Consider the following 24020-nt stretch of genomic DNA (forward strand, 5'->3'; position numbering starts at 1 on the left):
AAACTGCCGTCAGGCGCGATCTACGGTAAACGCAATCACATCGCCAAGCTGCTCTGCGCCCAGGGCCAGCATCACCAGACGATCAACACCCAGCGCCACGCCGGAGCAATCCGGCAGACCTGCTTTTAATGCTTCAAGCAAATTAACATCAATAGGCTGCTGCGGCAGACCGCGCGCGGCGCGCTTGCGGTTATCCTGCTCGAAGCGCTGCTGCTGCTCGCGGGCATCCGTCAGTTCGTGGAAGCCGTTCGCCAGTTCGATGCCTTTGTAATAGACCTCAAAACGCTCTGCGACACGATGATCTTCGGTACTGATCTGCGCCAGTGAGGCCTGGCTTGCCGGGAAGTGATAGACAAACGTCGGACGATCTTTGCCAATCTGCGGTTCAACACCGAAGGTAAACAGCAGCTGCAGCAGCGTGTCGCGATCCTCTTCGGTATCCGCCACGTTGCTCAAATCCAGTTTTGCCGCCACTTCGCGCAGCTGGGTTTTGTCAGCCGACAGAGGATCGATTTCCAGATAGCGCTGGAAAGCCTGCTGATAGGAGAGCGTTTCGGCTTCTGAGCAGTCCAGCACCTGCTGGAGCAGATCGTCCACCTCATTCATCAGGCGGTACATATCATAATGCGGGCGGTACCACTCCAGCATGGTGAATTCCGGGTTGTGGTGACGACCCATCTCTTCATTACGGAAGCTGCGGCACAGCTGATAAACCGGACCACATCCCGCCGCCAGCAGGCGTTTCATGTGGTATTCCGGGCTGGTCATCAGATACAAATTCATGCCCTGAGAATGGCCGGGGCCAACAAAACGGGTTTCAAACGGCACCAGATGAATATCCGTTACCGTTGCCTGACTCATGCACGGCGTTTCCACCTCCAGGACTCCGCGGTCGGCAAAGAAACGGCGGATCTCCGCCATAATTGCAGCGCGTTTTAACAGATTAGGGATGGATGCGCTCGGCTGCCAGGTGGCCGTTTCGCTCATGAGTTGTTCTCCGATTTCAGACAAGGGCACGAAGTCTACTCGTTAGCAGGGGCAGAGACAAATTTTGCGCAGTAAAAAAGCGCATTTCATTTAGGTGAACTTTTTCGTGACGTATTTCATCAATCTTCATGATAAATCGCCGTACAGAACAGCAAAAAAATCGAACACGTCAAATTTCCCTGACATCTACACGGTTATACTGTTTTACCCATAAAGGAGCAGTGGAAACGCTTTCGCAATCGTCCTTTTGGACGGGTGAACTACCTTTAGTTTGTCGCGTTGCGAAATAACAAAAATCTGGAGGAATGTCGTGCAAACTTTTCAGGCCGATCTTGCCGTAATAGGCGCTGGCGGGGCTGGATTACGTGCTGCGATTGCTGCAGCACAAGCTAATCCCAACGCTAAAATCGCATTGATTTCAAAAGTCTATCCAATGCGTAGTCACACAGTGGCAGCAGAAGGAGGGTCCGCCGCCGTTGCGCAGGATCATGACAGCTTTGAATACCATTTCCACGACACGGTTGCAGGGGGCGACTGGCTTTGCGAACAGGATGTCGTTGACTACTTTGTGCATCATTGTCCAACGGAAATGACCCAGCTTGAACAGTGGGGATGTCCGTGGAGCCGCCGTCCGGACGGCAGCGTCAACGTTCGCCGCTTTGGCGGAATGAAGATTGAACGCACCTGGTTCGCCGCCGATAAAACCGGCTTCCATATGCTGCACACCCTGTTCCAGACCTCCCTCCAGTTCCCACAAATTCAGCGCTTCGATGAACATTTCGTCCTCGACATTCTGGTTGATGACGGACACGCGCGTGGCCTGGTGGCGATGAACATGATGGAAGGCACGCTCGTCCAGATCCGCGCCAACGCGGTAGTTATGGCGACGGGCGGTGCGGGTCGCGTTTATCGTTATAACACCAACGGCGGTATCGTCACCGGTGACGGCATGGGCATGGCGCTCGGCCACGGCGTACCGCTGCGCGATATGGAGTTCGTGCAGTATCACCCAACCGGTCTGCCGGGCTCCGGCATTCTGATGACGGAAGGCTGCCGCGGTGAAGGCGGTATTCTGGTCAATAAAAACGGCTACCGCTATCTGCAGGATTACGGCATGGGCCCTGAAACCCCGCTCGGCGAGCCGAAGAACAAATACATGGAGCTCGGCCCGCGCGACAAAGTCTCTCAGGCCTTCTGGCACGAGTGGCGCAAAGGCAACACCATCTCCACGCCGCGCGGCGATGTGGTCTATCTCGACCTGCGTCACCTGGGCGAGAAGAAACTGCTGGAACGTCTGCCGTTCATCTGCGAGCTGGCGAAAGCTTACGTCGGCGTCGACCCGGTAAAAGAGCCGATTCCGGTGCGTCCAACCGCGCACTACACCATGGGCGGGATCGAAACCGACCAGCAGTGCGAGACCCGTATTAAAGGCCTATTCGCTGTCGGCGAGTGTTCCTCTGTCGGTCTGCACGGCGCTAACCGTCTGGGGTCGAACTCGCTGGCAGAGCTGGTCGTCTTTGGCCGCATGGCGGGCGAGCGCGCGATGGAGCGGGCGGCTACCGCAGGCGAAGCCAACGGTGCCGCGCTGGATGCGCAGGTCGCAGACGTTGAAAAACGCCTGAAAGACCTGGTGAACCAGGAGGGTAACGAGAACTGGTCTAAAATCCGCGACGAGATGGGCCTGTCGATGGAAGAAGGCTGCGGTATTTACCGTACGCCAGAGCTGATGCAAAAAACCGTCGACAAACTGGCGGAACTGCAGGAGCGCTTCAAGCGCGTGCGCATCACCGATACCTCCAGCGTATTCAATACCGACCTGCTCTACACCATCGAGCTGGGCCACGGTCTGAACGTCGCGGAATGTATGGCGCACTCTGCGCTGGCGCGTAAAGAGTCGCGTGGGGCCCACCAGCGTCTTGATGAAGGCTGTACCGAACGTGACGACGTCAATTTCCTGAAACACACTCTCGCCTGGCGCGATGCAGATGGCACCACACGTCTGGACTACAGCGACGTGAAAATCACCACGCTGCCGCCAGCTAAACGCGTGTACGGTGCAGAAGCAGAAGCCGCCGAGAAGAAGGAGAAGGCGAATGGCTGAGATGCAAAAAATGAAGGTTGAAGTGGTGCGCTACAATCCGGAAGTGGACGCCGCACCGCACAGCGCTTTCTATGAAGTGCCTTATGACGAGCAAACCTCCCTGCTGGATGCGCTCGGCTATATCAAAGACAACCTGGCGCCAGACCTGAGCTACCGCTGGTCCTGCCGCATGGCAATCTGCGGCTCCTGCGGCATGATGGTCAACAAGGTACCGAAGCTGGCCTGTAAGACCTTCCTGCGAGAGTACACCAAAGGCATTAAGGTCGAAGCGCTGGGCAACTTCCCGATTGAACGCGATCTGGTGGTCGATATGACCCACTTTATCGAAAGCCTGGAAGCGATTAAGCCGTACATCATTGGTAATCCGCGCACGCCGGATCAGGGGCCAAATACCCAGACGCCGGCTCAAATGGCGAAATACCATCAGTTCTCCGGCTGCATCAACTGCGGCCTGTGCTACGCCGCCTGTCCACAGTTTGGCCTGAACAAGGAGTTCATCGGACCGGCCGCCATTACCCTGGCGCACCGCTATAACGAGGACAGCCGCGACCACGGTAAAAAAGAACGTATGGCGCAGCTTAACAGCCAGAACGGCGTCTGGAGCTGTACCTTTGTGGGTTATTGCTCCGAAGTTTGTCCGAAGCACGTCGACCCGGCCGCCGCAATTCAGCAGGGTAAAGTAGAAAGCTCGAAAGACTTTCTTATCGCTACCCTGAAACCACGCTAAGGAGTGCATGATGACGACTAAACGCAAAGCCTATGTGCGGCCTGTGCCGTCCACCTGGTGGAAAAACCTGCCGTTTTATCGCTTCTACATGCTGCGTGAAGGCACGGCGGTACCGGCGGTCTGGTTCAGCCTTGAGCTGATGTACGGCGTTTTTGCCCTCAAGCATGGCCCGGAAGCCTGGGCCAGCTTTGTCGGTTTCCTGCAAAACCCGATCATTGTTGTTCTGAACCTGATCGTGCTCGCGGCCGCGCTGCTTCATACCAAAACCTGGTTTGAGCTGGCGCCAAAAGCGGCGAACATCATTATAAAAGACGAGAAAATGGGGCCAGAGCCGGTGATTAAAGGGCTCTGGGCAGTGACGATTCTGGTCACTGTGGTCATTCTGTTTGTCGCACTGTTCTGGTAAGGAGACTACTGTGATTAATCCAAATCCAAAACGTTCTGACGAGCCGGTCTTCTGGGGCCTGTTTGGCGCAGGCGGCATGTGGAGTGCCATCATCGCCCCCGTCATTATCCTGCTGGTAGGCATTATGCTGCCGCTGGGGCTGTTCCCGGGCGATGCGCTGAGCTACGAGCGCGTGCTGGCGTTCGCGAGCAGCTTTATCGGCCGCGTGTTCATCTTCCTGATGATCGTCCTGCCGCTGTGGTGTGGCCTGCACCGTATTCACCATGCGATGCATGACCTGAAAATCCATGTACCGAGCGGGAAATGGGTGTTCTACGGTCTGGCGACTATCCTGACCGTGGTGACGCTGATTGCCGTGGTCACCCTCTGACGCTTCAGGCCCGCCATCCGGCGGGCCTTTTATTTCTGCATTTTCCCCACCAGCCACTGGGCAAACTCGCGCATTGCGGGCGTTTCTGTCCGTGACTGTAGTCTTGTCAGCCAGTAGCTGCCGAGGTCAATCTGCGTTGCAAAGGGCTGCACGATGCGCTCGCTGCTGAGTAAATGGGTAAACATGTCGACAGGCGCAATGGCAATCCCTACGCCTGCCTGCGCGGCTTCCAGCATGGTCACGGACGAATCAAATACCATAACCCGGTGCGTCGGCGAGGGAGAGTGTTCGCCCGCTGCCTGCATCCACGCAGCCCACTCGTCACGCCGGTAGGAGCGCAGCAGGGTAAACTTCAGGATATCTGCCGGGCTTTTGAGAACTGAGGCAATGTCGGGCGTACAGAGCGGAGACAGCGGCGCAGGGCAAAGAAATTCAGCATCGGTTCCATGCCACGCGCCGCCACCGTAGCGAATAGTGTAATCAAGCCCTTCAGCCGCCGGATCGACGCGATTATTATGGGTGGAAAGCTGAAGATCAATATGCGGATAGCAGCGGCGAAAATCCGCGAGCAGCGAGAATAAAACACCCGTGGCAAAAGTCCCTACCACGCCTATTTTGAGCTTCTCCTGAGCGCGCTGGCTGGCAAATCGATCCAGCATTCCGGCGATACGATCGAACGAGTCATTCAGCACCGGCAGCAAATTCTCGCCTTCGGTAGTCAACATCAGCCCTCGCGAAACGCGAACGAACAGCTGGCAGTTAAGGTGCTGCTCCAGCGCCTTTACGTGCTGGCTAATCGCGGAATGGGTGACGTTCAGCTCGATAGCGGCATGAGTAAAACTGAGGTGCCTGGCGGCTGCTTCAAACGCCCGCAGGGAATTAAGAGGGAGATAGCTGCGCGTCATAGGCTCGTCCGTTAGAAAAATTAACAGCTAATGCTAAATTTAACCGTTTGTCAGCCATAGTCAAATCCAACAGACTACAGCGGTCTGACGGGCCCGGACACTCCCTTGAACTGCTATTACGGAAGATAAATGATGATGACTAAATCCCTTTGCTGCGCCCTGCTGCTCAGCACCTCCTGCTCGGTATTGGCTACCCCGATGTCAGAAAAACAGCTGGCTGAGGTGGTGGAACGGACCGTTACGCCGCTGATGAAAGCGCAGGCCATTCCGGGTATGGCGGTGGCGGTGATTTATGAGGGTCAGCCGCACTACTTTACCTTTGGTAAAGCCGATGTTGCGGCGAACAAACCTGTCACTCCACAAACCTTGTTCGAACTGGGTTCTATAAGTAAAACCTTCACCGGCGTACTCGGTGGCGATGCCATTGCTCGCGGTGAAATATCGCTGGGCGATCCGGTGACAAAATACTGGCCTGAGCTGACAGGCAAGCAGTGGCAGGGGATCCGCATGCTGGATCTGGCAACCTATACCGCAGGAGGTTTGCCGTTGCAGGTGCCGGATGAGGTCACGGATAACGCCTCTCTGCTGCGCTTTTATCAAAACTGGCAGCCGCAGTGGAAGCCGGGCACCACACGTCTTTACGCCAACGCCAGCATCGGTCTTTTTGGCGCGCTGGCGGTTAAGCCTTCCGGCATGAGCTATGAGCAGGCCATAACGACGCGGGTCTTTAAGCCGCTCAAGCTGGACCATACCTGGATTAACGTTCCGAAAGCGGAAGAGGCGCATTACGCCTGGGGATACCGCGACGGTAAAGCGGTACACGTTTCGCCAGGCATGCTGGACGCTGAAGCCTATGGCGTAAAAACCAACGTGAAGGATATGGCAAGCTGGGTGATGGTCAACATGAAGCCGGACTCGCTTCAGGATACGTCACTCAGGCAAGGCATTGCCCTGGCGCAGTCTCGCTACTGGCGCGTGGGTGCCATGTATCAGGGGTTAGGCTGGGAAATGCTTAACTGGCCGGTCGATGCCAGAACCGTGGTTGAAGGTAGCGACAATAAGGTGGCGCTGGCACCGCTGCCTGCGAGAGAAGTGAATCCACCGGTGCCCCCGGTCAACGCGTCCTGGGTCCATAAAACAGGTTCAACCGGCGGGTTTGGCAGCTACGTAGCATTTATTCCTGAAAAGCAGCTCGGCATTGTGATGCTGGCGAATAAAAGCTATCCGAACCCTGCCCGCATTGAGGCGGCATACCGTATCCTCGACGCGCTGCAGTAAAACATAGCCGGGTGGCGCTACGCTTACCCGGCGAAACACACCGCACAAAAACCACATTTTCCTTGCCGTCATCTACACTTAACAAAAAACAGTAAGGAAACTCCTATGCGCATTCTGCCTGTTATCGCCGCGGTGACAGCCGCGTTTTTAGTGGTTGCCTGTAGTTCCCCTACCCCACCTCCTGGCGTTACCGTCGTCACGCCTTTTGATGCACAACGCTTCCTTGGAACATGGTATGAAATTGCGCGCCTCGACCATCGGTTTGAGCAGGGCCTGGAGAAGGTCACTGCGAATTACAGCCCAATGGATGATGGCGGTATTCAGGTTATCAATCGGGGCTATAATCCCGATCGGGAGATGTGGCAGCAGTTGATTGGGAAAGCGTACTTCACGGGCGACCCGCGACGGGCCGCGCTCAAAGTCTCTTTCTTCGGCCCGTTTTATGGCGGCTATAACGTGATCGCGCTCGACAGAGAGTACCGTCACGCGCTGGTCTGCGGGCCGGATCGCGACTATCTGTGGATACTTTCCCGCACGCCAACTATTTCGTCAGAAATGAAACAGCAGATGCTGGACGTCGCGACCCGGCAAGGGTTTGATGTTTCAAAACTTATCTGGGTAAAACAACCCCATTAATGGGTGCTGAGCTTAAGCCCAATGATACCGGCCACAATCAAGGCGAGGCTGGCGATACGCGCCAGACTCGCTGACTCTCCCAGCAGCAGAATGCCGGTGATGGCGGCCCCCACCGCACCAATACCCGTCCAGACGGCATAAGCTGTTCCCACAGGCAGCGAGCGCATTGCCCAGGATAACAGAACAATACTCACGATCATCGCGGTGACGGTTATGACGCTGGGCGTCAGGCGGGTAAATCCGTGGGTGTACTTGAGACCAATTGCCCATACCACTTCGAGCAGGCCAGCAATAAAAAGAATGATCCAGGACATTTCAGGCTCCTTAACTTAATTCAAGTTGGGGCCGTCCCCGGTGGAAGGAATGCTTACGGGTCGTCCCGTAAGGCAGAGATTACGCCCCATATTGTGGTTAGCGTGCTATTTTTTTTCAATCATTTTTTGCTGAACACGTTAAGGCAAGAAATAGCCGCAGTATGGCGCGTAGTTCCGGCATTTAGCACTCATCCGACTTCTCTATGATGATGTGCTTTCTGATGGCAGGAAGCCAAACCACTAGCCGACTGCGAATAAAATATGTTCAAAATTCTTTTGATTGACCGTTGTCACTTCACCCGCACCGGGTTTGAAGCATGGCTCAATCATTCCGGTTTGTTCCCGGGACACTACGTTGTGACGGGTCTAAATAATCTGTTCCTTGCCAGGGAGCACATTCTGCAATGGAAACCCACGCTGGTTATCGCCGACCTGTACGGCTTCAGGCAGGATATTCATCATTTTCAGCAGCTCTCGTCGTTGCTGAGCGCCAGTGAACGATTACCGTTTATTTTGCTGCAATCGGGAGAGGACCGCGGCATGACCGACTGGCTCGGACAGTTCCCGGTGTGGTCGTCGCTGTTGAAAAACGTCAGTCTCGAAAAAGTGGCAACGACTATCAACGACGCATTAAACTCGCGCGCCAGCGCTGAAAGGCCAACGGCAGCCGCCCCCTTGCTGACCCGACAGGAAGAGAAAGTGCTGACATTGTGGATGGACGGGGCGAGCAATCAAAAAATTGCCGCTCACCTGAGTATCAACGGAAAAACGGTGTATACCTATAAACGCAATATCCGCATGAAATTGCATATGGATACGCGTTTTTCTCCGTTCTTATCCCTGCAGGAATCAGAAAGCTGACGGTACGAAACCCGCTGGTCTCGTACCGTATGTTAATTACTGCTGAGCTTTGGTTGCCGCACCAGAGATTGCGCTACCACCTTCAGAAATATCCTGACCGACGCCACGCGTGGTATTACAGGCAGTTAACACTGAAGAAAGTACCAGGACTGAAAAGATCGCTGCAATTGTTTTCTTAACCATAATATCTTCCTTTTATAGCCAAAGTTGTTTTGTGTATAGCAACTTAAGGATAGACAAGATCCCGCCGGTTGACGGAAAAGGAAGCATTTTTAGGAAAATTAGACGAACTTAGCTGGCGGCGTGAGAAATGATATGACCGAGATCCTGGATATCTTGTCCCATCCCACGGGTGGTGTTACAGCCGGAAAGCAATGCACTGGAAAGCGCTAACAGAAGCAGAATTTTAACGGTACGTTTCATCATCCCTGCCTGCAAAAATCAGGCGCAGCGGGCGCTGCGCCTTCAATCATGACGTAAATTACTTCACGCGGGATACGTATTCGCCGGAGCGGGTATCCACTTTGATCACTTCGCCAGTCTGTACGAACAGTGGAACTTTAACCACTGCGCCGGTAGACAGTTTGGCTGGTTTACCGCCGGTACCTGCAGTATCACCTTTCAGACCTGGATCGGTTTCAACGATTTCCAGTTCAACGAAGTTTGGTGGGGTCACAGCGATAGGCTGGCCGTTCCACAGGGTCACGATGCACTCAGCCTGATCCAGCAGCCATTTAGCGCTATCACCTACCGCTTTCTCATCAGCAGACAGCTGTTCGAAAGTGGAGTTGTTCATGAAATGATAGAACTCACCGTCGTTGTACAGATAGGTCAGGTTCATATCAACAACATCAGCGCCTTCAGCGGAGTCAGTAGACTTGAAGGTTTTCTCAACACGGGTACCGGTCAGCAGACGGCGCAGCTTAACGCGTGCGAATGCCTGGCCTTTACCTGGTTTAACGAATTCGCTGGCTTCAACCGCGTACGGTTCGCCGTCCATCATGATTTTAAGACCAGCACGAAAATCGTTGCTATAGTACGTTGCCATAAGGCCCTCTAAATTTGTTAACTGGTAGCTAAGCCACAAAATGGCGCATATTGTAACCCTAAACACCCCGTCCAGAGAAGATTGGTTATCGCAACTTGCCGATGTAATCACCAGTCCTGATGAATTGCTGCGTCTTTTAGACCTCGATAAGCACTCAGAGTTGCTTGCAGGCCGCGAGGCAAAGCGCCTTTTCGCCCTGCGCGTTCCCCGTGCGTTTGTGGCGCGGATGGAGAAAGGCAACCCCAACGATCCACTTTTAAAACAAACGCTTACTTTGCAGGATGAGTTTGTCACCGCGCCGGGATACAGCACCGATCCGCTGGAAGAGCAGAACAGCGTGGTGCCGGGTTTACTGCACAAGTATCTCAACCGCGCCCTGCTGCTGGTAAAAGGCGGCTGCGCGGTAAATTGTCGTTATTGCTTCCGTCGGCACTTCCCGTATGCCGAAAACCAGGGCAATAAACGCAACTGGCAGGTCGCGCTGGACTATATCGCCGCCCATCCGGAGCTGGATGAGATTATTTTTTCCGGCGGTGACCCGCTGATGGCAAAAGATCATGAGCTCGACTGGCTGCTGACTCAGCTTGAAGCCATCCCGCACGTTAAGCGCCTGCGTATTCACAGCCGTTTACCGATTGTCATTCCGGCACGTGTCACTGACGGACTGGTGTCACGCCTGGAGCAGTCAAGATTGCAGGTGCTGCTGGTGAACCATATTAACCACGCGAATGAAATTGACGATGATTTTCGCGCGGCGATGGCGCGTCTGCGTAAAGCGGGCGTGACGCTGCTGAACCAGAGCGTGCTGCTGCGCGGCGTGAATGACAGCGCCCGCGTGCTGGCTGACCTGAGCAATGCCCTGTTTGATGCGGGCGTGATGCCCTATTATCTGCACGTGCTGGATCGCGTTCAGGGCGCGGCCCATTTCATGGTGACGGATGAAGAAGCCCGGCAGATTATGCGCGAACTGTTAACGCTGGTTTCAGGCTATATGGTGCCGAAGCTGGCACGCGAGATTGGCGGAGAGCCGAGCAAGACGCCGCTGGATTTGCAGCTGCGGCAGCGCTAGTTTCCGCTCACCCTAACCCTCTCCCACAGGGAGAGGGAAAAAGGCAATCAGTTCGGGCACTTGTAGACCTGGCCGTTCATCTGGCTGGCGGTCGGCACGAAGCTGGACAGCATACTCTGCGTTGGGCTGCTCACGCCGTAAATCACGTTTCCGCCCATTGCCGCAGCCTGGTTACGCAGGGCATTCGCCGCACCGCGCATCGAGCCACCTTCTTCGCCATGCTGACCTGACATCCAGTTACTTTGCTCACCGGTTGCCGTGCCTAACAGCTGGCATTCACTGCCAGGCTTATCTTCCACAAAGCGAACGCCCTGGCCCGCTGCCGACAGCTCATTGCTGGAGCTACAACCCGCCAGCAGCAATGCTGCCCCTAAAATCCCTGCACAGACTTTTACGCGCATGTTATTCCTCGTTTTCAATAAGCTGGACAGTAGTTGTCCGTGTGTAAATCTTATACCTAAAAGATGACCAAAAGAAAAACCCCCGAGCATTTCTGCCCGGGGGTTTTTCACATTCTACGACGTAGAGCGCACGATTACATCATGCCGCCCATACCGCCCATGCCGCCCATGCCAGCAGCACCTAAATCTGGTGCATCGCCTTTAGGCATATCGGTGACCATACACTCGGTGGTGATCATCAGGCCAGCGACAGATGCCGCGTACTGCAGAGCAGAACGGGTTACTTTCGTTGGATCCAGGATACCGAAGTCGATCATGTTGCCGTATTCTTCAGTTGCCGCGTTGTAACCGTAGTTACCTTCGCCCGCTTTCACGTTGTTCGCAACCACAGATGGCTCTTCACCGGCGTTAGAAACGATCTGACGCAGAGGAGCTTCCATTGCGCGCAGCGCAACTTTGATACCCACGTTCTGATCTTCGTTCTGTGCGGTCAGGCCTGCCAGTTTAGCGGCAACACGCACCAGCGCAACACCACCACCAGCAACCACGCCTTCTTCTACCGCAGCACGGGTCGCGTGCAGGGCATCGTCAACGCGTGCTTTTTTCTCTTTCATTTCAACTTCGGTCGCTGCACCGACTTTGATAACCGCAACGCCGCCTGCCAGTTTCGCTACGCGCTCCTGCAGTTTTTCACGGTCGTAATCGGAAGTCGCTTCTTCGATCTGCTTACGGATCTGACCCACGCGGCCCTGAATAGCAGCTTCTTCACCCACACCGTCGATAATGGTGGTGGTGTCTTTGTTGATCACAACGCGTTTCGCCTGGCCCAGGTCTTCCAGGGTCGCTTTTTCCAGCTCCATACCGATCTCTTCAGAGATCACGGTACCGCCGGTCAGGGTAGCGATATCCTGCAGCATCGCTTTACGGCGATCGCCGAAGCCAGGTGCTTTAACCGCAGCCACTTTCACGATGCCGCGCATGGTGTTAACCACCAGGGTCGCCAGCGCTTCGCCTTCAACGTCTTCAGCGATGATCACCAGCGGCTTGCCTGCTTTCGCAACGGCTTCCAGCACTGGCAGCATTTCGCGGATGTTGGAGATTTTCTTGTCAGCCAGCAGGATGAACGGGCTTTCCAGCTCAACAGCGCCAGTCTCTGGCTTGTTGATGAAGTATGGGGACAGGTAACCGCGGTCGAACTGCATACCTTCAACCACGTCCAGTTCGTCTTCCAGACCGGTACCGTCTTCAACGGTGATCACGCCTTCTTTACCGACTTTGTCCATCGCTTCAGCGATCAGTTTACCTACGGTTTCGTCGGAGTTAGCGGAGATAGTACCAACCTGAGCAATGGCTTTAGAGTCAGAGCACGGTACGGACAGCGCTTTCAGCTCTTCAACAGCGGAGGCGACAGCTTTGTCGATACCACGTTTCAGATCCATTGGGTTCATGCCCGCAGCAACGGCTTTCAGACCTTCGGTGATGATTGCCTGCGCCAGTACGGTCGCGGTGGTGGTACCGTCGCCTGCGGCGTCATTCGCTTTAGAGGCAACTTCTTTCACCATCTGCGCGCCCATGTTTTCGAACTTGTCTTCCAGCTCAATTTCACGTGCTACAGAAACACCATCTTTGGTGATGGTTGGCGCGCCGAAGGATTTATCCAGCACTACGTTGCGGCCTTTCGGGCCCAGAGTCACTTTAACTGCATCTGCCAGTACGTTTACGCCGCGGAGCATTTTTACACGAGCGTCGTTACCGAATTTTACGTCTTTAGCTGCCATGTTCTTATTTCCTCAAATTCTCGTGCGTAAATTACGCTTCAACAATTGCCAGAATGTCGCTCTCGGACATGATCAACACTTCTTCATTGTCGATCTTCTCGGATTTCACGCCGTAGCCATCGTTGAAAATTACGATGTCACCAACTTTAACGTCCAGTGGCTGCACAGTTCCGTTTTCCAGGATGCGGCCCTTACCGACAGCGATGATTTCGCCACGCGTTGATTTGGCTGCTGCAGAACCGGTCAGAACGATGCCGCCAGCAGACTTGGTTTCAACTTCTTTACGTTTGACGATCACACGATCATGTAACGGACGAATACTCATTGATAGCTCTCCTTTGAGAAAGTCATTATCAGTTATGGATGACGCCGGCCCGCATGCGGTTTTCCGACTAGTGCCCTGAGAGATGGGGATAGCTTTTTCCCCCTTCAAGGGGGAGTCGAAAAAAAAATTTGCGAAAGTGTTACCATCGCCTCTCTTTTGGTGGTGGCAGGGCGATGTGAATGAGTGGACTCAAGCAGGAGCTGGGGCTGGCGCAGGGCGTCGGACTGCTCTCAACCTCCTTGTTAGGTACGGGCGTGTTTGCCGTACCCGCACTGGCGGCGCTGGTGGCTGGAAATAACAGCCTGTGGGCGTGGCCGGCGCTGATTGTATTGGTTTTCCCGATAGCCATTGTGTTTGCCATCCTGGGACGACATTTCCCCAGCGCTGGCGGCGTGGCGCACTTTGTCGGCCTGGCCTTTGGCCCGCGGCTGCAGCGTGTTACCGGCTGGCTGTTTCTCTCCGTCATTCCGGTTGGCCTTCCTGCGGCGTTGCATATTGCGACCGGCTTTGGTCAGGCGCTGTTTGGCTGGCATAACGAACAGTTATTGCTGGCCGAGCTGGGTACGCTGGCGATTGTCTGGTGGGTGGGCTCTCGCGGCGCCAGCTCCAGCGCCAACCTGCAGACGCTTGTTGCGGTGCTGATTGTCGCGCTCGTTGTCGCAATCTGGTGGGCGGGCGATATCACAATCAAGGAAATTCCCTTCCCGGCGCTGACCGACGTCGACCATTCCCAGCTTTTCGCCGCGCTCTCCGTCATGTTCTGGTGTTTTGTGGGTCTGGAAGCCTTTGCCCATCTGGCCTCTGAATTTAAGCAGCCTGAACGTGATTTCCCCCGCGCGCTGATGATAGGCCTGCTGCTGGCAGGTACGGTCTATTGGGCGTGTACCGTGCTGGTCTTACATTTCCACGCGTTCGGAGCGGCTCTCGCCGCCGCGGCATCGCTGCCGGGTATCGTGGTGGAACTGTTCGGCGTGAAGGCGCTATGGATCGCCTGTGTCATCGGCTATCTGGCCTGTTTTGCCAGCCTCAATATTTATATCCAGAGCTTTGCCCGGCTGGTGTGGTCGCAGGCGCTCGACAAACCTGAGAATCGCCTCGCGCGCCTGTCTAAACGCCAGCTTCCGCTGAATGCCCTGAATGCCGTACTGGGCTGCTGCGTGGTGAGCACGCTCTGTATTTACGCACTGAAGATCAATCTGGACGCGCTGATCGTCTACGCCAACGGCATTTTCATCATGATCTACCTGCTGTGCATGCTGGCGGGATGTCGTTTGCTGAAAGGTCGCTATAAAGCTCTGGCGGTCGTCGGGGGCGTGCTTTGCCTGCTGTTGCTGGCGATGGTGGGATGGAAAAGTGTGTACGCGATTGTCATGCTGGCAGGGCTGTGGGTGTTTTTGCCGAAGCGCGGTGCGGTACCGGAAGCCCGGTAAGCGAAGCGCCACCGGGCAATAAAATCACCGATCGTCTTTATGGTCTAAACGGTCGTGCTGTTCATCCTTACGCTGATACTCCCCTTCAAAGGTATCGCCCGGCCCGGTGCTGAACCCGCCCCCCGGCATACGGCTAAAGCGCAGATGCGGCAGCAGCTTCATGGTCAGGTGTTTTTGCACCGGCGGCAGAAGCAGCAGCAGGCCGAGGAAGTCGGTGAAGAACCCCGGCAGGATCAGCAGCAGCCCCGCAATAATCAACGACACGCTTTTGATCATCTCTTCCGCCGGGCTTTCCCCTGCGGCCATCTTCTGCTGCATTATCAGGAAATTTTTGAAACCCTGATTACGCACCAGCGACATGCCGATGACGGAGGTGAAAATCACCAGAACCAGCGTCAGCAGGACGCCCAGCACATGGGCAACCTGGATGAAAATGGAAATCTCAATGTAAACATAGAGAAAGAAAGCAATAAATGGTATCCAGCGCACTGGCATCTCCTGTGTGGCAGAGGCCATCGGGCCCCTGTCTGAATGTGTTCGCGACGCGCGTTTGTATGAAATGGTGACGGTTAGCGAAAATTCAATCAGTTTGCACGGATATTTTTTTTGGAAATTATAAAGCGGTGACCCATTTCACAGATTAATAATTATCATGGAATCGGCTCGATAATAAGTGATCCAGCTTACGGCAATTCGCTATCATCAGCATATGATCTCGAGCATCTGGCTGATTGAGGGAATAATCGTCGGCCAGAAAATATTCAAAACCACATAAATACTGTGTGTTTAGTACAATCCATCGGCAGCTTGAAAAGAAGGTTCACATGTTAAACAACATTCGTATCGAAGAAGACTTGTTGGGTACCAGGGAAGTTCCAGCGGATGCCTACTACGGTGTCCACACTCTGAGAGCGATTGAAAACTTCTACATCAGCAACAGCAAAATCAGCGACATTCCTGAGTTTGTCCGTGGCATGGTGATGGTGAAGAAAGCCGCAGCTCTGGCTAACAAAGAGCTGCAAACCATTCCTAAAAGCGCGGCAAATGCGATTATCGCAGCCTGCGATGAAGTGCTGAACAACGGCAAATGCATGGACCAGTTCCCGGTTGACGTCTATCAGGGCGGCGCGGGCACCTCCGTCAACATGAATACCAACGAAGTACTGGCAAACATTGGCCTGGAGCTGATGGGTCACCAGAAAGGTGAATACCAGTACCTGAACCCGAACGACCACGTAAACAAATGCCAGTCCACCAACGACGCCTACCCTACCGGCTTCCGTATCGCGGTGTATGCCTCCGTGGTGAAACTGGTGGACGCGATCAACCAGCTGGGTGATGGCTTCCAGCGTAAAGCAGTTGAGTTCCAGGACATCCTGAAAATGGGTCGTACCCAGCTGCAGGACGCGGTGCCGATGACGCTCGGCCAGGAATTCCATGCGTTTAACGTACTGCTGAACGAAGAGACCAAAAACCTGCTGCGCACCTCCGAGCTGCTGCTGGAAGTGAACCTGGGCGCTACCGCCATCGGTACGCGTCTGAACACCCCGGATGGCTATCAGCAACTGGCGGTACAGAAGCTGGCGGAAGTCTCTAACCTGCCGGTTGTGCCTGCAGAAGACCTGATTGAAGCCACCTCCGACTGCGGCGCCTACGTCATGGTACACAGCGCCCTGAAACGTCTGGCGGTGAAACTGTCCAAAATCTGTAACGACCTGCGCCTGCTCTCTTCCGGTCCGCGCGCTGGCCTGAATGAAATTAACCTGCCAGAACTGCAGGCAGGTTCATCCATCATGCCAGCCAAGGTGAACCCGGTGGTGCCAGAAGTGGTAAACCAGGTTTGCTTTAAAGTCATCGGTAACGATACGACCGTGACCATGGCCTCTGAAGCGGGTCAGCTGCAGCTGAACGTGATGGAGCCGGTGATTGGCCAGGCGATGTTTGAATCCATCCACATTCTGACCAACGCCTGCTACAACCTGCTGGAAAAATGCATTAACGGCATCACGGCGAATAAAGAAGTCTGTGAGGGTTATGTCTATAACTCCATCGGGATCGTCACCTACCTCAACCCGTTCATCGGTCACCACAACGGTGACATCGTCGGTAAGATTTGCGCCGAAACCGGTAAGAGCGTACGTGAAGTGGTGCTGGAGCGCGGGCTGTTGACCGAAGCTGAGCTGGACGATATCTTCTCGGCCCAGAACCTGATGCACCCGGCATATAAAGCGAAACGATATACCGATGAAAGCGAACAGTAACCGTTCAGGCTAGGCTTCTTAAGGCACGTCACTTGTGACGTGCCTTTTTTCTTTTTAGGCGTTACCAAAATACAACAATTCAATATCAACTTGTTAATAAGCAAGGCAGGTCCTTATGTTTGGAGCAGAACTCGTCATCGTCTTGTTGGCGATTTATTTGGGAGCAAGACTCGGGGGTATCGGCATCGGTTTTGCCGGCGGTCTCGGGGTGCTCGTTCTTACCCTTATCTTTCAGATTAAACCCGGCGCAATCCCGTTCGACGTTATCGAAATCATCATGGCAGTTATTGCCGCTATCGCCGCCATGCAGGTGGCAGGCGGTATGGACTACCTGGTAAGCCTGGCGGAGCGTATGCTGCGCCGCCATCCAAAATACATTACCTTCCTTGCCCCGCTGGTGACCTGGTTTATGACCATTCTCGCCGGTACAGGCCACACCGCCTTCTCTACGCTGCCGGTGATTACCGAAGTGGCGAAAGAGCAGGGTATCCGTCCGTCTCGTCCGCTCTCTATTGCCGTCGTCGCGTCCCAGATTGCGATTACCGCCTCGCCGATTTCCGCTGCGGTGGTCTTCTTCGCCGGTATCCTTGAGCCGATGGGCGTGAGCTACCTGACGCTGCTGGCGATCTGTATCCCGGTGACGCTGATCGCAGTGATGATCACAGCCGTGCTGTGTAACTTCCTCGGCGCCGAACTGAAAGACGATCCGGTTTACCAGGAACGCCTTGCTAAGGGTGAAGTGAGACTGCGCGGCAGCCAGGTCTTCGAGCTGAAGCCGCACGCAAAACGTTCCGTGCTGCTGTTCCTGATCGGTATTGTCGCGGTGATGTTCTACGCGACCGCCATCAGCGACACCGTGGGCCTGATCCAGAACCCGGTCCTGCCGCGTAACGAAGCGATTGTGGTGTTTATGCTGACCATCGCGACGCTGATTAGCATCACCTGTAAAATTGACACCAGCGAAGTGCTGAACGCCAGCACCTTTAAATCCGGTATGAGCGCCTGCGTATGCGTACTGGGCGTGGCGTGGCTCGGTGATACCTTCGTGAAAGCGCACATCAGCGACATTCAGACCGTCGCTGGCGACCTGCTCCACCATTACCCGTGGCTGCTGGCGGTGGTGCTGTTCTTTGCCGCTACCCTGCTTTACTCCCAGGCGGCGACCACCAAAGCGCTGATGCCTGCGGCACTGATGCTGGGCGTTACGCCACTGACGGCGATTGCCTCTTTCGCAGCGGTTTCTGCCCTGTTCGTTCTGCCAACCTACCCAACCCTGCTGGCTGCGGTGGAGATGGACGACACCGGCTCAACCCGTATCGGTAAGTATGTGTTTAACCACGCGTTCCTGATCCCGGGCGTGGTCGCCATTTCACTTTGCGTGATCCTCGGCTTTATCATTGGCGGCGTGGTGCTGTAAACGGTGAGTGGTTGTAAAAATAGTTAAAATCGGGCCGCTCTGCGGCCCGTTTCATTAATGACCAACCGCCTTGCGTGATATAGTGAAGCCTTTAGTGATGAGGAGGTTGACTTGTGAACACGCCTGATGCTGTTGTCGTACTGTGTACCGCCCCTGATGAAGCCTCTGCCCAGGATCTCGCCGCTAAAGTGCTGGCCGAAAAACTGGCTGCCTGCGTGACGCTCCTCCCCGGTGCCACCTCCCTTTATTACTGGGAAGACAAGCTGGAGCAAGAGTACGAAGTCCAGATGTTGCTCAAAACCAATCTGGCGAATCAGCAGGCACTCCTGGACTGCCTCAAATCTCATCATCCATACCAAACCCCGGAGCTGCTGGTCTTGCCAGTAGTTCATGGCGATAACGACTATCTCTCATGGCTCAACGCTTCCTTACGCTGATCCTGCTGCTGTGCAGCACATCAGTATTTGCCGGGTTGTTTGACGCGCCCGGCCGTTCGAACTTTATTCCTGCCGACCAGGCATTTGTTTTCGATTTTCAGCAAAACCAGCACGATCTGACGCTCACCTGGCAGGTGAAAGAGGGCTATTACCTCTATCGCAAGCAGGTGAGCATTACCCCTGCCCTGGCAAACGTGGGCGCATTACGGTTGCCCGCTGGCGAGTGGCACGAGGACGAGTTCTACGGCAAGAGTGAGATCTACCGCCAGCGCCTGAGCGTGCCCGTTACGGTGAATCAGGCCAATAAAGGCGCGACGCTGACGGTGACCTACCAGGGATGCGCGGACGCGGGATTCTGCTATCCACCGGAAACGAAAGTCGTGCCACTTAGCGAAGTGAAAGCGTCTGCTGCTGTAACGCCGGTCCCTGCGGTTGAGAAAACCAACGACAGCGCTGACCTTCCGTTCTCAGCGCTGTGGGCGTTACTGATTGGTATCGGCATTGCCTTTACGCCGTGCGTGTTGCCGATGTATCCGCTCATCTCAGGCATCGTGCTGGGCGGCAAACAGCGTCTTTCTACTGCCCGCGCGCTGCTGCTGGCCTTTATATACGTGCAGGGAATGGCGCTAACCTACACGGCGCTCGGCCTCGTGGTTGCCGCTGCCGGGTTACAGTTCCAGGCAGCACTCCAGCACCCTTATGTTCTCATTGGCCTGTCAGCGGTGTTTATCCTGCTGGCGCTGTCGATGTTTGGCCTGTTCACGCTGCAGTTGCCCTCCTCGCTGCAAACGCGCTTAACGCTGATGAGCAACCGTCAGCAGGGCGGCTCCGCAGGCGGCGTGTTCGCGATGGGTGCCATTGCCGGGCTTATATGCTCTCCCTGCACCACCGCGCCGCTGAGCGCTATCCTGCTCTATATCGCCCAGAGCGGAAACATGTGGCTCGGCGGGAGTACGCTGTACCTCTACGCGCTGGGCACGGGCCTGCCGCTGATTCTGGTCACGGTTCTCGGCAATCGACTTCTGCCGAAGAGCGGCCCGTGGATGGAGACGGTGAAAACCGCATTTGGTTTTGTCATCCTCGCGCTGCCGGTGTTCCTCCTTGAGCGTATCATCGGCGACGCCTGGGGTTTACGCCTGTGGGCGATGCTCGGCGTAGCATTCTTTGCCTGGGCGTTTATCGTCAGCCTGGGGGCGAAGAAGCCATGGATGCGCCTGGTGCAAATCCTGCTGCTGGCTGCCGCGCTGGTGAGCGTACGCCCTCTGCAGGACTGGGCGTTCGGCACACCGGTGAGTCAGACCCAGGCGCATCTGAACTTCACCCAGATTAAAAACGTGGATGAACTTAACAGCGCCCTGGCAGAGGCGAAAGGCAAACCGGTGATGCTCGATCTCTATGCAGACTGGTGTGTCGCCTGCAAAGAGTTTGAAAAATATACTTTTAGCGATCCACAGGTGCAAAGCGCCCTGAAAGAGACCGTTTTGCTCCAGGCGAACGTGACCGCCAATAATGCGCAGGATAAGGCTCTGCTGAAGCAGCTTAACGTGCTCGGGCTGCCAACCATTCTGTTCTTCAATCAACAGGGCCAGGAGCAGCCAGAACAGCGTGTAACCGGGTTTATGGATGCAGCGGCATTTAGCGCGCATTTGCGCAATCGCCAACCGTAAACAACACTTTAAACGGGACAAACCGTTGGGAATAGCGGAGGAGATAACCGTGCAACGTGAAGACGTACTGGGACAAGCCCTGCAATTACTTGAGATTCAAGGGATCGCCAGCACCACGCTTGAGATGGTAGCCGACCGTATCGATTATCCTCTGGATGAACTTAAGCGCTTCTGGCCGGATAAAGAGGCGCTACTCTATGATGCCCTGCGCTATCTCAGCCAGCAGGTTGATATCTGGCGCAGACAGCTGATGCTGAATGAAGAACTGACCGCGGAGCAAAAGCTGCTGGCGCGCTATACCGCGCTGACCGAATGCGTCAGCAACAACCGCTACCCGGGTTGTCTGTTCATTGCCGCCTGCACTTATTTTCCCGACCCAGGCCATCCTATCCATCAACTGGCGGATCAGCAAAAACGGGCGGCGCATGACTTCACCCACGAATTGCTGACCACGCTGGAAGTCGATGACCCGGCGATGGTGGCGAAGCAGATGGAACTGGTGCTGGAAGGTTGCCTCAGCCGCATGCTGGTGAACCGTAGCCAGGCCGATGTGGATACGGCGCACCGCCTGGCGGAAGATATTCTGCGCTTTGCCCAATGCAGAATGGGTGGAGCGCTGACCTAAGCCAGGATGCCCGCCCAGGAAGAGACGAGTAGACACAGCGCCATCAGGCGCTGAAACCGCACCATCGCCACGGTGGTGCGAAATATTCGGTTCACCGCTTTACCCAACCACGCCCAGCACATCAAACAGGCTATCGAGATCAGCAGAAACCATAGCGACATTAGCGCAATATCCCGCAATGCATGGTCGCCAGCTGGGGCAAACAGGCTGACGACGGCCAGCGCCATCATCCAGGTTTTGGGGTTCACGATCTGCAGCAGCGCCGCCGCCCGAGCGGTGAATCGGATACGGTTCTCAGCGGCGAGACGGACAGCCGGGGCGCGAAACAGCTGCCAGCTCATCCAGCTTAGCCACAGCACGCCTGTCCAGCTCATTATCTGACGTATCAGAGGATACTGACGCAGCACTTCCCCTGCGCCCGCGCCTGATACCAGCACAATCGCACTGGCCGCAATACACCCGCCCAGAATAGCAGGTACGGTATTTTTTACGCCAAAGTGCTGGCTGTTCGTCAGTACCAGAATATTGGTCGGCCCCGGCGTAATGGAGGCGACAAATGCGAACAACAGAAAGGGTATCAAACTCACAGGTGGCTCCTTTTTATTAGAGCCATGAATGTGCCGTTATTTTTTGGAAACGTCTGGAAGGTTTGTGCACAACCGTCGGTAGTGTGCAGGAGAGATGCGGTAAGCACGCTGAAACCAACGCCCCAGATGGCTTTGATCGGCAAATCCCACTGCGACAGCCACATCAACGGGCTGGTCGCCACGCGCCAGCAGCTGTCGGGCCTTTGCCAGACGCAGCTGAATAAGCCATGCGTGTGGCGCCAGATTGAACTCGCGCTTAAAACAGCGCGTCAGGGTAAAGCGATCCGTGCCCGTCTCGCGCGCAAGGTCTGACAGCCCCACGTTCTCGCCGATATGAGCAAAGAGATAGTCGCGCGCGCGGTGCGCCACGGCAGCGCTTTGTAACTGCGACGGCAGTTTTTTACGCCAGTGGCAGTGGGCGGTGATCCGGGAGAGCAGATTATCCATTGTGCTCTGCTGAACGATTTTCATCTCGTCATTATGCAGGGTGGAAAATGTCTCACCGATAGCGCGCACCAGCTGCGGCTCCCGCGTCAGCGTTTGGGCAAAGTGGAGTGAATAACTCCCTGGAGTAGATTCGTAAAGCCCTTGTAGCGCACGGGTAAGCCAGCGCTCATCAAGATAGAAGGTCAAATAGGTAAAGCCGCCCTCTACAGGAGCATCACCGTCGTGGATCTCGCCAGGCTCGAGGAGAAATGCGTCGCCCGGCTGGCTACGATGACGCTCACGGCGGCAGTGAAACTGCTGCGTGCCGGAGAGGGTTATCCCTACCAGATAGCTATCGTGCCAGTGCGGATCAAAGGCATGCCCTTCGAAATGCGCTTTAATCGTCTCAATACCCGTATCTGCATGCTGACGCAGTTCAAGCCAGTCATTCGCCATACTGTCCTCCTCTTGCTATCAGCATTGCCGTATTACGCTGGTTGTGTCTGGAAGATTTGTGCATTTTCACGGCGAAAGCGGACAGATTGCCGCAAACTTAAGCAGTTGAACAGCTTTTCCCGAAATAATGTTGACGATCGGGCGTGATTGCGGTTTAATGCGCTCCGTTGCCCGGATAGCTCAGTCGGTAGAGCAGGGGATTGAAAATCCCCGTGTCGGTGGTTCGATTCCGCCTCCGGGCACCACTCTTCAGAGCCTGTTCGTTAGGGGTTGAGATCCTTAACGGGCATGACAGTGGTCCCCAGCATGATGTTGGTAGTTTACTTACCGCACCATAGTTGAACACGGGACTTAAGTCCGGAGGATGTTGGAGCATCCTCTGGACTTCTCACGTCCTTAAAAAATACTTCAGCAACGTATTTACCTTTAGAAACGTTTTCTGTCAATCTTTTGTAAAGGTTTACCTCGGTTTTTTTCTCCGTTAAGAATCATATCGTTAAGATTTGACTTAAGATTAATCTTAGGCAACTTCCAACTGCTCTAATACACTTCTGACCTTGTTTATGTCGCTTTCTACGTATTGAAGAGTAACGGCTGGCGTGGAATGGCCCAACAGATCCTGAGCCATTTTAAGGTTTCTATCAGGCATACTCATCAAGTTAGTCGCTATTGTGTGGCGGAATCGATGAGGGCTCACAACAAATCCGCACTCATTTGAAAGACGTCGGAAAAATGCACGAAGAGGGGGATTATCCATGTTTTCACTGATCTCATTTCTGCGTCCATCAAAGCGCGATAAATTGAAAAGCTGCTCCTCCATTTTTGCACCTTTCTCAAGAGAAAGGTTATAAAGCCTTTCAAGTCTTGGTTTCAAGTGACGTGTGATTGGAACTAAATGCTCTTTATGATTTTTCGCACCTTCTGGACGAAGGCTTATCCAATTATGTTCAAAACTTACGTCACATAATCTAATGTGCAGAAGTTGATTTTGCCTCATTCCTGTTCTTCGTAAGGCATCAAGTACCGTAAGCCAAAACCATGCAGGCCTCAACGCTGACCTTTGGATAAAATTTTTCCCAAACTGTTCATCAGACTCCCTTGACTCCATCAAAAGATAAATTTTGTTTATTTGAGTATCAGTCAACGTTTTCTTACGCTTCACATCAGGTCGGGCAATTTTTCCATTAAATGGATTCTTATTAGTTGAAACGAGTCCTTCCTCAATCGCGAAATTAAACAATGCTCTCATGTGAGTGAGTTTGTTATTCCATGTTGTTTTGGTAAGTCCCTCCACATTTATTACATGCCTTCTCCAGTTTAAGACAATCATATCATCAACATCCGCAGGATTAATTGACTCACCCGCAAAGTTAAGGAAGGTCTTTAACACCTTTTTATAACTCCATTCTGTTGCAGCTCGCAGAGTCTTACTGAAAAAATATCCTTCAATCAGTTCTTCAAACGAACATGTCTTTTTCATTACGCCCTCATTAGTAAATTAGTCTGAA

The 24020-nt window shown here is 54.4% G+C and carries 27 protein-coding genes and 1 tRNA gene; 15 read left to right on the forward strand and 13 right to left on the reverse strand.

What is annotated here, in order from left to right; translation table 11 throughout:
- Nucleotides 1–9 precede the first annotated feature (9 nt).
- Complete coding sequence (gene epmA / locus ACOTZB_RS11020) at nucleotides 10–987, reverse strand: elongation factor P--(R)-beta-lysine ligase (RefSeq protein ID WP_421627132.1); 978 nt, start codon at nucleotides 985–987, stop codon at nucleotides 10–12.
- Between the two features lie 310 nt (nucleotides 988–1297).
- Here epmA and frdA point away from each other — a divergent pair, with 310 nt between their 5' ends.
- Genes frdA through frdD form a run of 4 tightly spaced genes read left to right on the forward strand, consistent with a single transcriptional unit; the run spans nucleotide 1298 to nucleotide 4591 of the window.
- Nucleotides 1298–3088, forward strand: coding sequence for a fumarate reductase (quinol) flavoprotein subunit (gene frdA, locus ACOTZB_RS11025; RefSeq protein WP_421627133.1), 1791 nt, complete (start codon nucleotides 1298–1300; stop codon nucleotides 3086–3088).
- Nucleotides 3081–3815 (forward strand): succinate dehydrogenase/fumarate reductase iron-sulfur subunit, encoded by a 735-nt coding sequence (locus tag ACOTZB_RS11030; protein ID WP_023310124.1) that lies wholly within the window; start codon nucleotides 3081–3083, stop codon nucleotides 3813–3815. The genes frdA and ACOTZB_RS11030 overlap by 8 nt, the downstream gene beginning before the upstream one ends.
- A gap of 10 nt (nucleotides 3816–3825) precedes the next feature.
- On the forward strand, nucleotides 3826–4221 hold the full coding sequence (frdC, locus tag ACOTZB_RS11035) for a fumarate reductase subunit FrdC (RefSeq protein WP_032662400.1): 396 nt from the start codon (nucleotides 3826–3828) through the stop codon (nucleotides 4219–4221).
- A gap of 10 nt (nucleotides 4222–4231) precedes the next feature.
- On the forward strand, nucleotides 4232–4591 hold the full coding sequence (gene frdD, locus ACOTZB_RS11040) for a fumarate reductase subunit FrdD (protein ID WP_032662398.1): 360 nt from the start codon (nucleotides 4232–4234) through the stop codon (nucleotides 4589–4591).
- A gap of 29 nt (nucleotides 4592–4620) precedes the next feature.
- On the opposite strand, the gene ampR is transcribed toward frdD, so the two are convergent.
- Complete coding sequence (ampR, locus tag ACOTZB_RS11045; RefSeq protein WP_421627134.1) at nucleotides 4621–5496, reverse strand: LysR family transcriptional regulator AmpR; 876 nt, start codon at nucleotides 5494–5496, stop codon at nucleotides 4621–4623.
- A 132-nt stretch (nucleotides 5497–5628) separates the two neighbouring features.
- Here ampR and blaACT point away from each other — a divergent pair, with 132 nt between their 5' ends.
- Both blaACT and ACOTZB_RS11055 read left to right on the forward strand, forming a co-directional pair.
- On the forward strand, nucleotides 5629–6774 hold the full coding sequence (blaACT, locus tag ACOTZB_RS11050) for an ACT family cephalosporin-hydrolyzing class C beta-lactamase (RefSeq protein ID WP_421627204.1): 1146 nt from the start codon (nucleotides 5629–5631) through the stop codon (nucleotides 6772–6774).
- Between the two features lie 105 nt (nucleotides 6775–6879).
- Complete coding sequence (locus ACOTZB_RS11055; protein WP_193805200.1) at nucleotides 6880–7410, forward strand: lipocalin family protein; 531 nt, start codon at nucleotides 6880–6882, stop codon at nucleotides 7408–7410.
- Here the strand turns inward: ACOTZB_RS11055 and sugE are convergent.
- Nucleotides 7407–7724, reverse strand: a complete 318-nt coding sequence (gene sugE, locus ACOTZB_RS11060; RefSeq protein WP_006178944.1) for a quaternary ammonium compound efflux SMR transporter SugE — start codon at nucleotides 7722–7724, stop codon at nucleotides 7407–7409. The genes ACOTZB_RS11055 and sugE overlap by 4 nt on opposite strands.
- A gap of 261 nt (nucleotides 7725–7985) precedes the next feature.
- Between sugE and ACOTZB_RS11065 the strand changes: the two genes are divergently transcribed.
- Nucleotides 7986–8585, forward strand: a complete 600-nt coding sequence (locus ACOTZB_RS11065) for a helix-turn-helix transcriptional regulator (protein ID WP_421627135.1) — start codon at nucleotides 7986–7988, stop codon at nucleotides 8583–8585.
- A 36-nt stretch (nucleotides 8586–8621) separates the two neighbouring features.
- On the opposite strand, the gene ecnB is transcribed toward ACOTZB_RS11065, so the two are convergent.
- The 3 genes from ecnB to efp form a co-directional block, all read right to left on the reverse strand.
- Nucleotides 8622–8768, reverse strand: a complete 147-nt coding sequence (gene ecnB / locus ACOTZB_RS11070) for a lipoprotein toxin entericidin B (RefSeq protein WP_003025482.1) — start codon at nucleotides 8766–8768, stop codon at nucleotides 8622–8624.
- A gap of 108 nt (nucleotides 8769–8876) precedes the next feature.
- Nucleotides 8877–9008, reverse strand: coding sequence for an entericidin A/B family lipoprotein (locus ACOTZB_RS11075; RefSeq protein ID WP_024907352.1), 132 nt, complete (start codon nucleotides 9006–9008; stop codon nucleotides 8877–8879).
- Between the two features lie 58 nt (nucleotides 9009–9066).
- Nucleotides 9067–9633, reverse strand: a complete 567-nt coding sequence (gene efp, locus ACOTZB_RS11080) for an elongation factor P (protein WP_010427766.1) — start codon at nucleotides 9631–9633, stop codon at nucleotides 9067–9069.
- Nucleotides 9634–9673: 40 nt separating this feature from the next.
- Here efp and epmB point away from each other — a divergent pair, with 40 nt between their 5' ends.
- Nucleotides 9674–10702 carry an EF-P beta-lysylation protein EpmB gene (epmB, locus tag ACOTZB_RS11085; protein ID WP_421627136.1) on the forward strand — a complete coding sequence of 343 codons (1029 nt, stop codon included), beginning with the start codon at nucleotides 9674–9676 and terminating at the stop codon, nucleotides 10700–10702.
- Between the two features lie 47 nt (nucleotides 10703–10749).
- Here the strand turns inward: epmB and ACOTZB_RS11090 are convergent, their stop codons facing one another.
- From ACOTZB_RS11090 to ACOTZB_RS11100, 3 genes are all read right to left on the reverse strand, one after another.
- Nucleotides 10750–11103 carry a DUF4156 domain-containing protein gene (locus tag ACOTZB_RS11090; protein WP_421627137.1) on the reverse strand — a complete coding sequence of 118 codons (354 nt, stop codon included), beginning with the start codon at nucleotides 11101–11103 and terminating at the stop codon, nucleotides 10750–10752.
- Between the two features lie 134 nt (nucleotides 11104–11237).
- Nucleotides 11238–12881 carry a chaperonin GroEL gene (gene groL, locus ACOTZB_RS11095; protein WP_014882201.1) on the reverse strand — a complete coding sequence of 548 codons (1644 nt, stop codon included), beginning with the start codon at nucleotides 12879–12881 and terminating at the stop codon, nucleotides 11238–11240.
- Nucleotides 12882–12912: 31 nt separating this feature from the next.
- Nucleotides 12913–13206: a co-chaperone GroES gene (locus tag ACOTZB_RS11100; RefSeq protein WP_003855929.1), complete on the reverse strand. Its 294-nt coding sequence runs from the start codon at nucleotides 13204–13206 to the stop codon at nucleotides 12913–12915.
- A 179-nt stretch (nucleotides 13207–13385) separates the two neighbouring features.
- Between ACOTZB_RS11100 and yjeH the strand changes: the two genes are divergently transcribed.
- Nucleotides 13386–14636 carry an L-methionine/branched-chain amino acid transporter gene (gene yjeH / locus ACOTZB_RS11105; RefSeq protein WP_421627138.1) on the forward strand — a complete coding sequence of 417 codons (1251 nt, stop codon included), beginning with the start codon at nucleotides 13386–13388 and terminating at the stop codon, nucleotides 14634–14636.
- Nucleotides 14637–14660: 24 nt separating this feature from the next.
- Here yjeH and ACOTZB_RS11110 read toward each other — a convergent pair whose 3' ends face one another.
- On the reverse strand, nucleotides 14661–15125 hold the full coding sequence (locus ACOTZB_RS11110) for an FxsA family protein (protein WP_014882199.1): 465 nt from the start codon (nucleotides 15123–15125) through the stop codon (nucleotides 14661–14663).
- Nucleotides 15126–15460: 335 nt separating this feature from the next.
- On the opposite strand from ACOTZB_RS11110, the gene aspA reads away from it, so the two are divergent.
- From aspA to ACOTZB_RS11135, 5 genes are all read left to right on the forward strand, one after another.
- Complete coding sequence (gene aspA / locus ACOTZB_RS11115) at nucleotides 15461–16897, forward strand: aspartate ammonia-lyase (RefSeq protein ID WP_003855923.1); 1437 nt, start codon at nucleotides 15461–15463, stop codon at nucleotides 16895–16897.
- 115 nt (nucleotides 16898–17012) lie between these two features.
- Nucleotides 17013–18314, forward strand: coding sequence for an anaerobic C4-dicarboxylate transporter (locus ACOTZB_RS11120; RefSeq protein ID WP_421627139.1), 1302 nt, complete (start codon nucleotides 17013–17015; stop codon nucleotides 18312–18314).
- A gap of 113 nt (nucleotides 18315–18427) precedes the next feature.
- Nucleotides 18428–18751 (forward strand): divalent cation tolerance protein CutA, encoded by a 324-nt coding sequence (gene cutA, locus ACOTZB_RS11125; RefSeq protein WP_193805205.1) that lies wholly within the window; start codon nucleotides 18428–18430, stop codon nucleotides 18749–18751.
- A complete protein-coding gene (locus tag ACOTZB_RS11130) occupies nucleotides 18727–20418 on the forward strand; it encodes a protein-disulfide reductase DsbD (protein ID WP_421627140.1) in 1692 nt (563 codons plus the stop codon). Before cutA ends, ACOTZB_RS11130 begins: the two co-directional genes overlap by 25 nt.
- A gap of 49 nt (nucleotides 20419–20467) precedes the next feature.
- Nucleotides 20468–21043 carry a transcriptional regulator gene (locus tag ACOTZB_RS11135; RefSeq protein ID WP_032643754.1) on the forward strand — a complete coding sequence of 192 codons (576 nt, stop codon included), beginning with the start codon at nucleotides 20468–20470 and terminating at the stop codon, nucleotides 21041–21043.
- Here the strand turns inward: ACOTZB_RS11135 and ACOTZB_RS11140 are convergent.
- Complete coding sequence (locus tag ACOTZB_RS11140) at nucleotides 21040–21630, reverse strand: LysE family translocator (RefSeq protein WP_193805207.1); 591 nt, start codon at nucleotides 21628–21630, stop codon at nucleotides 21040–21042. The two genes, ACOTZB_RS11135 and ACOTZB_RS11140, sit on opposite strands and share 4 nt — an antisense overlap.
- A gap of 36 nt (nucleotides 21631–21666) precedes the next feature.
- A complete protein-coding gene (locus ACOTZB_RS11145) occupies nucleotides 21667–22512 on the reverse strand; it encodes an AraC family ligand binding domain-containing protein (RefSeq protein ID WP_421627141.1) in 846 nt (281 codons plus the stop codon).
- Nucleotides 22513–22681: 169 nt separating this feature from the next.
- On the opposite strand from ACOTZB_RS11145, the gene ACOTZB_RS11150 reads away from it, so the two are divergent.
- Nucleotides 22682–22757 (forward strand) — tRNA-Phe (locus ACOTZB_RS11150).
- 275 nt (nucleotides 22758–23032) lie between these two features.
- On the opposite strand, the gene ACOTZB_RS11155 is transcribed toward ACOTZB_RS11150, so the two are convergent.
- Complete coding sequence (locus ACOTZB_RS11155; protein ID WP_421627142.1) at nucleotides 23033–23992, reverse strand: tyrosine-type recombinase/integrase; 960 nt, start codon at nucleotides 23990–23992, stop codon at nucleotides 23033–23035.
- Nucleotides 23993–24020: the final 28 nt, after the last annotated feature.

Source organism: Enterobacter cloacae complex sp. SHL020 (genome assembly GCF_049236945.1).
Classification (GTDB): domain Bacteria; phylum Pseudomonadota; class Gammaproteobacteria; order Enterobacterales; family Enterobacteriaceae; genus Enterobacter; species Enterobacter dykesii.